Origin of the sequence: Pseudoruegeria sp. HB172150, from assembly GCF_013184805.1 — a bacterium.
Classification (GTDB): Bacteria; Pseudomonadota; Alphaproteobacteria; order Rhodobacterales; family Rhodobacteraceae; genus Psychromarinibacter.
The window spans coordinates 872,518-886,884 of the sequence record NZ_JAATNG010000001.1 but is presented as its reverse complement, the minus strand read 5'-3'; the positions used below and the strand labels follow the sequence as shown (position 1 = coordinate 886,884).

The 14,367-nt window shown below is 64.6% G+C and carries 11 protein-coding genes; 7 read left to right on the top strand and 4 right to left on the bottom strand.

The window, feature by feature from the left end; genetic code table 11:
* Positions 1 to 8: 8 nt before the first annotated feature.
* Positions 9 to 1,184, bottom strand: a complete 1,176-nt coding sequence (locus HCO70_RS04195; protein WP_172293368.1) for an MFS transporter — start codon at positions 1,182 to 1,184, stop codon at positions 9 to 11.
* Positions 1,185 to 1,454: 270 nt separating this feature from the next.
* On the opposite strand from HCO70_RS04195, the gene HCO70_RS04190 reads away from it, so the two are divergent.
* From HCO70_RS04190 to HCO70_RS04180, 3 genes are all read left to right on the top strand, one after another.
* Positions 1,455 to 2,690: an MFS transporter gene (locus HCO70_RS04190; RefSeq protein WP_172293366.1), complete on the top strand. Its 1,236-nt coding sequence runs from the start codon at positions 1,455 to 1,457 to the stop codon at positions 2,688 to 2,690.
* 66 nt (positions 2,691 to 2,756) lie between these two features.
* Entirely contained in the window at positions 2,757 to 4,475 is a 1,719-nt protein-coding gene (gene metG, locus HCO70_RS04185; RefSeq protein ID WP_172293364.1) for a methionine--tRNA ligase, read from the top strand.
* Between the two features lie 114 nt (positions 4,476 to 4,589).
* Positions 4,590 to 5,570 carry an LLM class flavin-dependent oxidoreductase gene (locus HCO70_RS04180; RefSeq protein ID WP_172293362.1) on the top strand — a complete coding sequence of 327 codons (981 nt, stop codon included), beginning with the start codon at positions 4,590 to 4,592 and terminating at the stop codon, positions 5,568 to 5,570.
* Between the two features lie 3 nt (positions 5,571 to 5,573).
* Here HCO70_RS04180 and HCO70_RS24750 read toward each other — a convergent pair whose 3' ends face one another.
* The 3 genes from HCO70_RS24750 to HCO70_RS04165 all read right to left on the bottom strand — a co-directional run bounded on the left by HCO70_RS24750 (position 5,574) and on the right by HCO70_RS04165 (position 8,675).
* A complete protein-coding gene (locus tag HCO70_RS24750; RefSeq protein WP_172293360.1) occupies positions 5,574 to 6,536 on the bottom strand; it encodes an ABC transporter ATP-binding protein in 963 nt (320 codons plus the stop codon).
* On the bottom strand, positions 6,533 to 7,462 hold the full coding sequence (locus HCO70_RS24745) for an ABC transporter ATP-binding protein (RefSeq protein ID WP_172293358.1): 930 nt from the start codon (positions 7,460 to 7,462) through the stop codon (positions 6,533 to 6,535). Before HCO70_RS24745 ends, HCO70_RS24750 begins: the two co-directional genes overlap by 4 nt.
* A gap of 271 nt (positions 7,463 to 7,733) precedes the next feature.
* Positions 7,734 to 8,675 carry a LysR family transcriptional regulator gene (locus HCO70_RS04165; protein ID WP_172293356.1) on the bottom strand — a complete coding sequence of 314 codons (942 nt, stop codon included), beginning with the start codon at positions 8,673 to 8,675 and terminating at the stop codon, positions 7,734 to 7,736.
* Between the two features lie 116 nt (positions 8,676 to 8,791).
* On the opposite strand from HCO70_RS04165, the gene HCO70_RS04160 reads away from it, so the two are divergent.
* From HCO70_RS04160 to HCO70_RS04145, 4 genes are all read left to right on the top strand, one after another.
* Positions 8,792 to 10,720: an ABC transporter substrate-binding protein gene (locus HCO70_RS04160; protein ID WP_172293354.1), complete on the top strand. Its 1,929-nt coding sequence runs from the start codon at positions 8,792 to 8,794 to the stop codon at positions 10,718 to 10,720.
* Between the two features lie 75 nt (positions 10,721 to 10,795).
* Positions 10,796 to 11,833: an ABC transporter permease gene (locus HCO70_RS04155; RefSeq protein ID WP_172293352.1), complete on the top strand. Its 1,038-nt coding sequence runs from the start codon at positions 10,796 to 10,798 to the stop codon at positions 11,831 to 11,833.
* Positions 11,830 to 12,702, top strand: a complete 873-nt coding sequence (locus HCO70_RS04150; RefSeq protein WP_172293350.1) for an ABC transporter permease — start codon at positions 11,830 to 11,832, stop codon at positions 12,700 to 12,702. The genes HCO70_RS04155 and HCO70_RS04150 overlap by 4 nt, the downstream gene beginning before the upstream one ends.
* 12 nt (positions 12,703 to 12,714) lie before the next feature.
* On the top strand, positions 12,715 to 14,367 hold the full coding sequence (locus HCO70_RS04145) for a serine hydrolase (protein WP_172293348.1): 1,653 nt from the start codon (positions 12,715 to 12,717) through the stop codon (positions 14,365 to 14,367).

Below are 14,367 nucleotides of genomic sequence, written 5' to 3'. Positions count from 1 at the left end.
TGTTCCGGTCAGGCGGGATGCTCCGCCGCATCCCGCCGGCGAATTCCGTCAAGACGCAGAAGCAGCAGGAAGGCGGCCGCTGCCAGCCCTGCGAGACCGGCGAGCACGGCCGCGGGACCGGCGCGTGTCAGTAGCGCGGCAAGTGCCGGCGGCGCGGCGGCGCTGGCGAGGTTGAGTGGCAGCGCGATAGCCGACATCGCGGCGGCATAGTCGTCCTTGCGGTAGAAGACGAGCGGCATCGTGGCACGGGCCACCGCGAAGGCGCCGCTGCCGATGCCGAACAGGATCAGCAACGCCGCCAGCGCACCCCACGCCGCCCCGCCGAGCCACAGCGACGCAAGGCCCAAGGGCATCATCGCTCCCGCGATGAGGGCAGTCGTCATCGCGTCCCAGCGTCTGCCGCCCGCCAGATCCACCAGACGGCCGCCGACCTTGAAGAGCCCAAGAAGAGACGCCGCCGCAACGGCCCCGGCCGTGCCGGTGCCGAGCGCCTGGAACAGTTCGATCCCGATAGCCTCGAACCCGAAGGTGACGAAGCTGTTCAGCGCGACCACCGTGACGATCAGGCGGAAAGTGGCGGTTCTGCGAATATCGGCGCGCGGGAAGGTTTCGGCGGACACGCGCTGGCGGCGCGCTTCGGGCAGGCCAATCAGGATGAGCGGCGCGACGAGGACCAGCATCAGCACGGCGAACGCGAAGGTGGTCGCGCGCCAGCCGAGCAGGTGGTCGAGAAAGGCAGTCACCGGCCAGAACAGGCTGCCTGCGAGCGCGGTCGCCAGCATCAGCATGCCGATCATGCCGCGGGCGCGGTCCCCGGCATGGTCGGACAGGTAGATATAGGCTGCTGTGGTCAAGAGCATCGCCCCGGCGATGCCGATCACGATCCAGGCCGCGAAGTAGACCGGTCCGGTCATTGCCAAGGCAAGAAGCGCGAGGCCGGCGGCTGTCTGCACCGCTCCGGCCGCCATCACCCGCCGGGCGCCGAACCGCTGGAACGCCCGGCCGGCCAGCGACGCCGTGACGCCCATCGCCACGAACATAGCCGTGGCTCCGAAGAACACCGTGGCAAGCGGCAGCTCGAGGGCTTCGGCAATCCCTGACGCCAGCACCGGCAACAGGCCCACTGCACCCCAACTGACAAGCTGGGTGACGGCGAGAACGGCAAAGACGCGAAGGGCAGGCATTGGATGGCTCTACGCCTGGTATGTAACGGGAATGTTTCGGCAATACGGTCGGGCGCGCCGATGTCCAGGCGGTGCGTGGGCGGATGTTTCGGGAGCCTCCGGCGGGGATATTTTCGACCAGAAGAAGCGGGCGGGTCTGCGTGCTTTTCCGCTGGCGGTGCCGGGATCGGAGGCCGGGACCGTGGTTTGACGGCGCGGTGTCGGGAAAACGCCGCTGTGGCGTCGCAAAGCGGCTTGCGGACCGCGACCCGGGCTGGAAAGCAATGCGGCATGCGCCTGTTGATTTCCTTCGCTGCCCTGTTCCTGTCAGTCGTGCTCTTGCAGCTGGGAAACGGGGGCGTGGGGCCGCTCGACGCGCTGTCCGGGGTGAAGCTGGGCTTCACGCCGACGCAGGTGGGCCTGCTGGGTTCGGCGCATTTCGTGGGCTTCTTCATCGGCTGCTGGCAGGCGCCGCGCCTGATGGGCGCGGTCGGCCATTCGCGCGCCTTCGCCGCCTTCACCGCCGCCGGCACCATCGGCCTGCTGGCGCATATGCTGGTGGTCGACCCGTATTTCTGGGCCGCGATGCGTGTGGCCAGCGGCATCTGTGTCGCCGGGTGCTACACGGTGGTCGAAAGCTGGCTGCAGGCGAAGGTGACGAACGAGACCCGGGGCCGGGCGATGGGCGCTTACCGGGGCGTCGACATGGGCGCGGCGCTGATGGCGCAGCTGCTGATCGGCGTGCTGGAGCCGGCGCATTACGTGTCCTACAACCTGCTCGCCCTGTTCTGCAGCGCGGCGCTGCTGCCGCTGACCCTGTCGCGGCTGAAACAGCCCGAGGTGCCGGACGCGCCACGGCTTAGGCCGCGCCTGGCCTGGGCGATCTCGCCGCTGTCGGTGGCAGGCGTGATCGTCGCCGGTCAGACCAGCGCCGCGTTCCGGATGGTCGGGCCGCTTTACGGGCAGGAAGTCGGCCTTGCCCCGGGGCAGATCGCATGGTTCCTGGCCAGCTTCGTCCTTGGCGGCGCGCTGGCGCAATGGCCGACGGGATGGCTTGCAGACAAGTTCGACCGGCGCTGGGTGCTGATCTGGATTTCCGGGGCGGCGATGGTTGCCTGCGGCGTCACCGTCGCGGTCAGCGGCGGCGGCACGGTGATGGTGCTGCTGGGCGCCGGGTTCTTCGGTTTCTCCACCTTTCCAGTCTATTCCGTCGCCGCATCCCACGCCCATGACTTCGCCAAGCACGAGGAACGCGTGGAGCTGTCCGCCGCGCTGATGTTCTTCTTCGCCATCGGGGCCATCGCGTCGCCGCTCATCGCGTCCGCCCTGATCGGCGCGTTCGGGCCCTGGGCGATGTTCGCTCTGGTCGCGGCCGGGCACCTGTTCCTGGTGGTCTACGGGCTGATGCGGATGCGTGCGCGCCCGACCGTCGAGGAACGCACGCAATATGTCTATTCTCCGCGCACCTCGTTCCTGATCGGGCGACTGATCGGCCGTCTACGCGAGGGCGACGGCGAGCCGCACTAGATCGCGACTGGCACCGACCGGACGAATGCGTTAGAGCGCGCGGGACTTTCACACAGGAACGATCGCATGGCGCGGATACTCATCACTTCGGCGATCCCCTATATCAACGGGATCAAGCATCTGGGCAATCTCGTGGGCAGCCAGCTGCCCGCCGACCTCTATGCCCGGTACATGCGCGCGCGGGGTCACGAGGTGATGTTCATCTGCGCGACCGACGAGCATGGCACCCCTGCCGAACTGGCCGCCGCCAAGGCGAGCAAGCCGGTGGCCGAGTACTGCGCCGAGATGTGGCAGGTCCAGAAGGATCTGTCGGATGGATTCCGGCTGTCCTTCGACAAGTTCGGGCGCTCGTCGTCAGAGCAGAACCGCAGGCTGACGCAGTACTTCGCGGGGCGGCTGGCCGAGAACGGGTTCATCGAGGAGGTGACCGAAAGCCAGGTCTATTCCAACGCCGACGGCCGCTTTCTGCCCGACCGGTATATCGAGGGCACCTGCCCGAACTGCGGCTACGACAAGGCGCGGGGCGACCAGTGCGAGAACTGCACCAAGCAGCTAGACCCGACCGACCTGATCAACCCGCGTTCCGCGATTTCCGGGTCGACGGATCTGGAGGTGCGCGAGACCAAGCACCTGTACCTGCGGCAATCGCTGCTGCGTGAGCGGCTGGACAAGTGGATTTCGTCCAAGACCGACTGGCCGGTGCTGACCACTTCCATCGCCAAGAAATGGCTGCATGACGGCGACGGGCTGCAGGATCGCGGCATCACCCGCGATCTTGACTGGGGCGTGCCGGTGATGAAGGGCGAGGAGCCGTGGCCGGGCATGGAGGGCAAGGTCTTCTACGTCTGGTTCGACGCGCCCATCGAATATATCGCGGCGACCAAGGAATGGTCCGATGGCGAGGGGTTGGACGACAGCGCCTGGCGCCGCTGGTGGCGCACCGACGAGGGCGCGGAAAATGTCCGCTACGTCCAGTTCATGGGCAAGGACAACGTGCCGTTTCACACGCTGTCGTTCCCGGCGACGATCATCGGATCGGGCGATCCGTGGAAGCTGGTCGACTACATCAAGTCGTTCAATTACCTGAACTACGATGGCGGGCAGTTTTCGACCTCGCAGGGCCGTGGCGTGTTCATGGATCAGGCGCTGGAGATCCTGCCGGCGGATTACTGGCGCTGGTGGCTGCTGAGCCATGCGCCGGAAAACTCGGACAGCGAATTCACCTGGGAGAATTTCCAGGCTTCGGTGAACAAGGACCTTGCCGACGTGCTGGGCAACTTCGTCAGCCGCGTCACCAAGTTCTGCCGCTCGCGCTTTGGCGAGGAGGTGCCGAAGGGCGGCGCCTATGGTCCCGGCGAGGTGGAAGTGATCCGCGAGCTGACCGAACGGATGGACGCCTATTCGGCGCATATGGAAGCCATCGAGGTGCGCAAGGCCTCCGCGGAACTGCGGGCGCTGTGGGTGATCGGCAACGAGTACCTGCAGGAGGCCGCGCCGTGGTCGGTCTTCAAGGAAGACCCTGACCGGGCGGCGGCGATCATCCGGTTCTCGCTGAACCTGATCGCCTTCTATGGCGCGGTGTCGGCACCGTTCATCCCGGATGCCTCCGCCGCGATGCTGGAGGCGATGGGTGCCGACGGCATGGGCTGGCCGGACGACATGGAAGCCGCGCTGAAGGGTCTGACTCCGGGGCGTGCCTTTACCGTTCCGGAAAATCTGTTCCGCAAGATTTCGGACGAAGAGCGCGAGGACTGGCAAAGCCGCTTCTCGGGCGTACGCACCTGATCCCCCTGCCCCGCGCCGCTGTGCGCGGGGCGCGCCGGACTTGTGCGGCGGCGGCGGTGGAAACCCGTTAACGCGCGACATAGATCTTGGGGACGGTCAGCCGAGGAGCATCGCATGGTCCCCTTTTCCGTTCTCGATCTATCGCCGGTGCCGGCAGGGTTCACGCCTGCCGATGCGCTTCGGAACACCATCGACCTCGCGCAGCATGCCGAGCAGTGGGGCTACACCCGTTACTGGATGGCGGAACACCACAACATGACCGGCATCGCCTCTGCCGCGACCTCGATCCTGATCGGGCATGTGGCGGGGCATACCAGCACGATCCGCGTCGGCGCCGGCGGTGTGATGCTGCCGAACCATGCACCGCTGGTCATTGCCGAGCAGTTCGGCACGCTGGCGACGCTTTACCCGGATCGCATCGACCTTGGCGTCGGCCGGGCGCCGGGCACCGACATGCGAACCGCGCGCGCGCTGCGGCGAGGCATGGAGAATGCCGACAATTTCCCGAACGATGTTGTCGAACTGATGAGCTATTTTGCGCCCGGTGAGGCCACGCAGGGCGTCCGCGCCGTGCCGGGCGCCGGAACGAACGTTCCGGTCTGGATGCTGGGCTCCAGCCTGTTCGGCGCACAGCTTGCCGCGCATCTCGGCTTGCCCTACGCCTTCGCCTCTCATTTCGCGCCGCAGATGCTGGAACAGGCCATCGCCACTTACCGCGAAACCTACCGCCCGTCGGAGGCGTGGCCGAAGCCGCATTTCATGCTGGCGGTCAACGTGTTCGCCGCCGACACCGATGAAGAGGCGGTGAGGTTGCGCACCTCGATGCAGCAGGCGTTCATCAACCTGCGCACCGGCAAACCCGGCCCGCTGCCTGCCCCGGTGAACGACATCACCGAGGTTGCCGATCCCTCGGCCATCGCGATGGTGGACGAGGCGCTGCGCATCTCGGCCGTCGGCGCCCCAAATACCGTAAAGGCCGGACTTCAATGGCTAATCCGGGAATTCGAACCGGACGAGGTGATCCTGACCGGTCAGATCCACGACCACACCGCGCGACTCCACTCGTTCGAAATCGCGGCGGACGCGCTGCGCTAGGACTTACTCGGTCTCACGTACCATGTGCGTCGGCGAGACCTGCCGCATCGGCAGTTTCTTCGGCACGAAATCCGGCGGGCGGACGGCGCTCGGGATCTCTTCGGTCATCAGCATCCGGTCTTTCGGACGCTTGTTCGGATCGGCCACCGGGACGGTGGACAGCAGCTTGCGCGTATAGGGATGCCGCGGGTTGTTGAAGACCGAACGCCGGTCTCCGATCTCGACGATTTCACCGAGATACATGACGGCCACGCGATGCGCCATGCGCTCGACCACCGCCATGTCGTGGCTGATGAACAGTATCGAGATTCCAAGGTCCCGCTGCAGATCGATCAGCAGGTTGATCACCTGCGCCTGGATCGTCACGTCCAGCGATGCGACGGCTTCATCGGCGATGATAAGGCGCGGATCCAAGGTGAGCGCGCGCGCGATGCAGATACGCTGCCGCTGGCCGCCGGAGAAGGCATGCGGGAAGCGGTCGAGATGATCGCCCGACAGCCCGACACGTTCCAGCAGATCGGCGGCGCGGGCGCGGAGATCGGACGATTTTCCAAGGCCGTGCACCCGCATCGGATCCATCATCGCCCGGCCAATCGTCATGCGCGGATTGAGCGACGAGAACGGATCCTGAAACACCATCTGCACTTCGCGGCGGAACTGCAGGATGGTCTTCCGCTCGGCGCCGACCAGTTCCACGCCATTGTAACGGATTGAACCGGCAGTGATCTTTTCCAGCTGCATCAGGCTGCGGGCGACGGTGGACTTGCCGCAGCCGGACTCGCCGACGAGCGCAAGCGTCTCGCCCGGCGCGATGTCGAAGGTCACACCCTCGACCGCGTGCACGCGGCCGGCAACCTTGCCGAACAGTCCGGACTTCAGGTCGTAGCGGGTGACAAGGTCGCGGACTTCGACCAGTGGGCGGGCGGTGTCGGTTTCCCTGCTGAGTTCCGGAGCGGCGGCGGTCATGCGGCGTCACCTTCTGCCGTGTAGGTGACGAGCGGGAATTTTTCGGGCGCGTCCTTGTCGGACATGCTGCCAAGGCGCGGCACGGCGGCGATCAGCGACTGTGTGTAGCGGTGCTGCGGGTTGCCGAAAATCTCGTAGACCGTGCCGCTTTCGATGATTTCGCCCTTCAGCATCACGCAGACACGGTCGGCGATCTCTGCCACCACGCCCATGTCATGGGTGATGAACAGGGCGGACATGCCGATTTCCTTTTGCAGCGCGCGGACGAGATCGAGAATCTGGGCCTGGATCGTGACGTCCAGCGCCGTGGTCGGTTCGTCAAGGATCATCAGAGACGGCCGGCAGGCCAGCGCCATGGCGATCATGACGCGCTGGCGCATGCCGCCGGACAGCTGGTGCGGATATTGTTTCATCCGGCGCTCGGCATCGGGCACGCGCACGAGCTTGAGCATCGACAAGGCGATGGCTTCGGCTTCGGCCTGCGTCTTGTCCTGGTGCCGGACGATGCCTTCGGCGATCTGTTCGCCAACGCGGAAGACCGGGTTCAGGCTCGACATCGGGTCCTGGAAGACGATGGAGATCTCGGAACCGCGCAACTGCTCGATCCGCTGCTCGGAGAGTGTGGCAAGGTCCTCGACCTTCCCCGACTTCATGCGCATCCGGACGCGGCCGCCGTCGATCCGGGCGCCGTCGTATTCGGTCAGGCGCATGACGGTCATCGCGGTCACCGACTTGCCGGAACCGGATTCACCGACCAGCGCCAGCGTTTCGCCGCGCTTGATCTGGAATGATACGCCCCGCACCGCGTGGAGCGTTTCGGTCTTGGTGAGGCGGAAGCTGACGCGCAGGTCCTCGACTGAGAGGATCACGTCGTCGTCGGTATCTATCGTCTCGGGTGTCCCGGTCACGTTGGGGATCCGTTGCATGGTGTGGTCACGGCAGTCCGCGCATAGCGCCACCGGGCTGTCAACACGCGCCGCATCGGGTAAGCTGTTCGGAGCGAACCGGCGAAACGGATCGCCGAGGGCGGCCGCCGAACGCTGTGATTACAATGCAGGCTGCGTTCCCTGGCGCCGACCGCGCAGATGGCAGTTTTGGAAAGACCCCTATGCATGATTTGCATAAGGACTTAAATTTGTACGGGCCGCAACCAGTTTTGCCAATTTCTTGGGCGCCGCCCGTTTCTGCGGCAACCGGCTAGGGTCGAATCGGCAGCCGCGTGCGGCTTGCCGCCTCTTTCAGCACCAGCTGCTGCCAGAACGCTTCGATGGTTGCGCTCTGATGGCCGGAGCGCCGGAACAGGCGGATCTGGATCTCTATGGTCATCTGGCTGCCGCCGATCTGGACCAGCTTCCCCTCGGCAATCGCGTCGCGGACGCAGATCTGCGGCAGCCAAGTGATGCCGCTGCCAACGATGGCCATCTGTTTCAGTCCTTCCGCGAGGGAGGACTGATAGACGGTCGACAGGGGCAGTTCGGTTGACCGGCGTGACAGGATCAGGCCGATGAGCTTGCCGAGATATCCGTCGTTCCAGGCATAGGCGAGATAGGGGATCGGCTCGGATATCTCGCCTTCATCGACGGAATAGAGCGGCTTGCCATTCGCATCGCAGCCGCAGACGAGGATCAGCCGGTCCGTGCCGACCTGAACGGATTCAAACGGGCCGGTTTCCAGTACAGGCAGGCCCGCCGGGTGATCGTAGACCAGCGCAAAGTCGCATTTCCGCAGGGAAAGCTGTTCGATGGATTCCAGGAAATCGCCCGCATGCATCACGCAGCGCGTGGGCTCGGGCCAGGCGGCCAGCGAACGGAGCCAGCGCGGGAAGAAGTAGATGGCGAGGGTGTGGAGCGCGGAAAACGCGAGTGGCGGCTCGTTCGTGCCCGATAGGTTCCGGCATTCGGCGCGGAGCTGGTAGATGTCGCGCACCAGCTCCTGCGCGCGTGGCAGAAAGATGTTGCCGGCGCCGGTCAGGCGCACCGGATAGGTGCTGCGGTCGATCAGTTCGGCGCCGAGCCACGCTTCGAGCGACTTGATCCGGCGGCTGAAGGCGGATTGCGAAATATGCCGGGCTGAGGCCGCCGCGGAGAAGTTCCGGGTGGCGACGATCTCGACAAAATCCTCCAGCCAGGCCAGTTCCATTGGGTGCCTCATGCATTTTTTGCATAACCGTTCCTATCTTAGCATTGGACAGTCCGGCAAGCCCCGTTCCATCCTTTTGGGGCACTTGCACAAAAAACAACGCGACAGGGATTGCCATGAAACGTGCCGTAGCCGCGTCGCTGGGTCTGTGTCTTGGGCTGACGGCCGCGAGCGCCATCGCCCAGACGAAGAACCCGGGGACTTTCGTTTTTCTGTGGGCAAGCGACGTTCAGTCCTTTGACCCCGCCTATATCGCCGACACTCCCAGCTCTTACGGGGTGCTGAACGTCTACAACCGGCTTCTGAACTTCAAGGGTTCCGAGATCTCGGAATTCGTGCCGGCGCTTTCAACCGAGGTCCCGTCGCTGGAAAACGGGCTGATCGTCGAGAACGACGACGGGTCCGTCAGCTACAGCTTCCCGATGCGCGCCGACGTCCACACCCACTATGTCGGGGTGAAGGGCGACGACGGCTCGATCTCGTGGGAACTTTATGACGAGCTGAGCGAAGACAAGATGGCGGCCATCGAGCCGGGCTATGGCGAGATCACGGCCGAGGACGTGAAGTATTCGCTGCTGCGCGCGATGCTGATGGGTCAAAGCTGGATGTCGAACGCCATCACCGAGGTGGTGACAGCCGGCGAATACAACAGCATCGCAACCTGGGTTAAGGAAGTCGGTGGTGTTGAGGATATCGCCGACGCGAGCCCCGAAACGCTGCGCGAGGTCTATGACGCGCTGGCGTCACAGATCGTCGTCGAAGGCGACACCGTGACCGTTACGATCCCGTCCTCGTTCCCGGCGACGCTGGGGATCATGGCCCTGCCCTTCGGCACGTCCATCGTCGACGCGGAATGGACCGCGGATGTCGGCGGCTGGGATGGCGATGGCGACACCTGGTACGAATACTACCGCCCCGAGCTGAGCGAGGACGCGCTGTTCGACGTCGAGAACGGCTCTGGCCCGTTCATGCTGGAAGAATGGGACAAGACCGACCGGCGCATCACGCTGAAGCGGTTCGAAGGCTACTGGGACGAGCCCGCCTCGCTGGAACGCGTGGTGATCCGGACCGTGCCGGAATGGACCACCCGGCGGCTGCAGCTGATCTCGGGCGATGCCGATTTCGTTGAAACTCCCATCGAGTTCCTCGAGGAGATGGCTGCGACCGAAGGCGTGAAGGTCATCGACGGCCTGCCCAAGGTGTTCGGACGTGGTCTGTTCTTCTTCTGGCCGCTGGACGAGGTCGACAACCCGGCTATCGGTTCGGGGCAGCTGGACGGCGCCGGCATTCCGCCGGACTTCTTCGCCGATCTCGATGTCCGTCAGGGCTTCAGCTATGCGATGAACTACGACATCCTGATCGACCAGGTTCTGCTGGGCAAGACGGTGCAGTCGCACGGCCCAACGGTGCGTGGGATCATGGGGTACCGCGAGGACTCGCCGGTCTACGAATGGGATCCCGAGAAGGCCACCGAGCACTTCAAGGCGGCATTTGACGGCAAGCTCTGGGACGTAGGCTTTGAGATGACGGCCTATGTGCAGGAAGGCGCGACGAACGGCGTGGCCGCCCTGTCGATCCTTCAGCAGGGGCTGCAGCGGATCAATCCGAAGTTCAAGCTAAAGATCCAGTCGCTGCCGCCCTCGTCGCTGTCCGCCCTGCGGAACAACCGCGAGGTACCCGCTGCGCCGATGATGTATATGGGCTGGGGCCCCGACTATTCCGACCCGGGCGGTCCGCTTGGCGCTGCGACCTACTACCTGTCGCCGACGGGGCTGGTCGCCGGGTTTTCGGGTCAGGGTTATCGCGACCTGATGTCCGAGGAATTCGAGCCCCTGCTGGATGAAGCCTGGGCGTCTTCGGACCCGGAAGTGCGCGAGCCGATTTATGCCAAGCTGCAGGAAATGTCGCACGACTTTGCCACGACGATCTTCCTCTACGAGGAATTCGGCTTCATCGTCGTGCGGGACAACATCGACGGCTACGTTCACAACATGATCACCTACGGTGCCTGGGACTTCTATCCGGTCACCAAGTCGAACGACTGATCACAAGATCCGCGACGCCGGGCGGCATGTCCGCCCGGCGCCCGATACGACGACCTTTCCGGACCCGACCCCCGCATGATGACCTATGCCCTGCGACGGCTGATTATGCTGCCCGTCGTGCTGTTCGCCCTCTCGCTGATGATCTTCGGCCTGCAGATGTCGCTGAGCCCGACGCAGCGGCTGGCAGCCTACGCCCCCACCGACGACTACCTGAAGGGCGGGCAGGAGATGATCCGGACCATGATCGAGCAATATGGTCTGGATGACCCGTTTCCGGTGCAATACGCGCGCTGGCTCAGCAACATCCTGCACGGCAATCTCGGCTGGTCCGAGACAGCGCGGCAGCCGGTGGCAACGGCACTTTCCTCTCTTTTCCCCGCAACGATGGAACTGGTCTTTTTCGCCTTTGTCCCCGGGCTTCTATGCGCGATCTGGCTCGGCTCGCGGGCGGGGACGAACCACAACAAATGGCAGGACCATTCGATCCGGGTCTTCGCGATCCTCGGCTGGTCTTTTCCCACTTACGTCTTCGGCCTGCTGATGCTGCTGATATTCTATTCCACGCTTGACTGGTTCCCACCCGGGCGATTGAGCCAATGGGCCATTACCGAGGTCAACTCTGACGAGTTCACCCGCTACACCGGCGCCAACACGATCGACGCGCTGCTGAACTGGAACTGGCCGATCTTCTTCGACGCGATACGGCACCTCGTGGCTCCGGTGATCACGCTGATGTACGTCAACGTCGCCAGCATCACGCGGGTGATGCGCACCTCGATGCTGGAAACGTTGCGGCAGGATTACGTGCGCACCGCGCGCGCAAAGGGGATGCCGCGCAAGGTGGTGGAGCTGCGCCACGCGCGGCGCAATGCGCTGCTGCCGGTTGTGACGGTCGCCGGGATGGAGCTGGCCTACATGATGGGCGGAGTGGTCATCACAGAGACGATCTTTGACTTCCCCGGTCTTGGCCAGTTCGCCGCGAAATCCGCGGCGGGGCTGGATTTCCCTGCGGTGCTGGGCTTCGGCATCTATTTCGCCCTGGTGCTGGTGGCGCTGAACCTGATCGTCGACCTGATCTATCCGATGCTCGACCCGAGGGTGAAGACGCGATGAGAGTGGTTCGTTACCTGCTGCAGAACCCGATGTCGCTGTTCGGCCTGCTGTTGCTGCTTGCCTTCGTGCTGATCGCGGTTTTTGCACCACTGCTGGCACCGCCGACCGAGTTCCAGCTGTCGCCCTACGACACGCCGCGCGCGGGGTTCTGGGCGACGCCGCAGCCGCCCTCGCCCGAGGCGCGGTTCGGCACCACGCAGGGGCAGTACGATATCTACTATGCGGTGATCTGGGGCACCCGCACCGCGTTCAAGATCGGGCTTGGCGTCGTCATCATTTCCGCCTTGATCGGCACCGCCATCGGCGCCATCGCGGCCTACTACGGCGGCATCATCGACGAGCTGCTGATGCGTCTTGTGGACGTGTTCCTTGCCGTTCCCTTCCTGATCGCCGCGCTGGTTCTGACCGTGATCCTGGGTAAGGGCCTGGTCCCGATCATCGTCGCGCTGACCGCCTTCGGATGGATGGGCTATGCCCGCGTGGTGCGCAGCGAAATCCTGCGGATACGCGAGATGGATTACGTCAGCGCCGCGCGTGCCTATGGCGCCAGCGACCTGCGGCTGATCGTGCTGCACATCCTTCCCAACGCCTTCTTCCCGGTGCTGGTGCTGGCGACGATGGCCACCGGTTCGATGGTGCTGTCGGCTTCGGCGCTGTCCTTCCTGGGCGTCGGTACCGAGGAAGGCTATGCCGACTGGGGCAACCTGATCGCCTATTCCCGGAACTGGATCGTCGGCCAGGCCGGCAACCCGTTCCAGTTCTGGTACACGCTGGTCTTTCCGGGGGCCGCAATCTTCCTTTTCGTTCTGGCCTGGAACCTCGTGGGCGATGCGCTTCGCGATGTTCTGGACCCGCGCCACCAAGTCTGAAGGACGCCCGCGATGACTATTTCCGACGATGCCAAGAGCCTGTTCGAGGACCTGATTTCCTACGAGGTCGAGGACAAGGCGATCCCGTCGATTTCCTACGCTCTGGTCGACCGCGACGGGCTGATGGCCGAGGGACATATCCAGCGTTCGGACCTGTCGTTTCCGATGAAGGGAGATACCTGCTTTCGGATCGGGTCGATCACCAAGACGTTCACCTCGATGGCGATCATGCAGCTTGTCGAGCAGGGCAAGATCGACATCGACGCCGATGTGTCCACCTATCTGCCGGGCTTCGCGCCGACCAACCCGTTCGCGGGCCGCGAATCCGGGCCGTTCGGGCCGGAGGTCACGCTGCGCAAGCTGATGAGTCATACCGCAGGACTGGTCCGCGAACCGAAGAGCGGGCATTACCTTGACGCGCATCGCCCGCCGCTGGAGGAGACCGTGGCGGAACTGGCCCAGTCGACCCTGAAGCAGGATCCGAGCGCGGGGGTCATGCATTATTCCAACGCCGGCATCGCCGTGGTCGGGCTGGTGATCGAGAAGGTCACCGGGACGAGTTACTCCGACTACGTCCACAGCAACATCATGGCGCCGCTTGGCATGAGCGACACGTCGTCCGGGATGGCGCCGGGTATCAGAGAGCGGCTGGCACCGGCTGACATGTGGACGCTGGAAGGCGACAGCCCTGCCCCGGTTTTCGACCTCGGCGGTTCGCCGGCCGGGAACATCTTTTCCACGACCGGCGACATGGCGCGATATGCCCAATGCCTGCTGCGCGGCGGATTCGCGCCGGACGGAACCCGCGTAATCTCCCCCGCCTCCTTGCGCGAGATGTGGACACCCGTGGGCCAGCGGAAGGCCCATGGCAAGGTGATCAACGGCTATGGTCTGTGCTACGGCATCGGCGAGCTGGACGGCTGGACCACGGTGGGCCACGGCGGTGCGGTCTATGGCTATGCCTCGCAGATGGCGCTGCTGCCCAGCGCGGGGCTTGGCGTCCTGATCTTCGCCACGCTCGATTTCGCCAACCAGATCGCCAACCGGCTTGGCAACGAGGGGCTGCGGATCGCATTGGCGGAGCGGAAGATGGGCAAGGCACCGGAGCGCAGCCAGCGTCCTGCCCCGATCACCGCGGAACAGTTCGCCGATCTGCCCGGAAACTACCACGAAGCGGAGTCCGGCGAGGTCGTGGAGATCAAGGAGAAGGACGGCAAGCTGTACCTGATGGGCGACGGCGTGCCGCTGCAGATCCGGCCGGCGGGCGGGTCGAGCTTTGTCATCGACGGACGGATCTATGGCAAGGGCGCCGACTATCCGCATATGGAGCTGAGCTTTCCATCGGCCGGCAAGTTGCGGTGGAAAGAGACCGAGTGGACCAAGTCCACCGACATCCCCGATGAAGCACCGCCGCCGGAAATCGCGCCGCATCTGGGTGAATACGGGCCGGACTTCAACGTCACGTACCTGTCCTACAGCCACGGCAAGCTGCTGTGCCTGATCGAGTATTTCTGCACCCATTCCTGCGAGCCCATCGACAAGGACCGGTTCCGGATGCACGGGCTGCTCTACGAGGAAGAGGTCCTTGAGCTGGGGGCGGTGGACGAGGCCGGGCGGCAGGGCATCCGCGTCGGTCCGATGTTCCTTGAACGCCGTGCCGCGTGA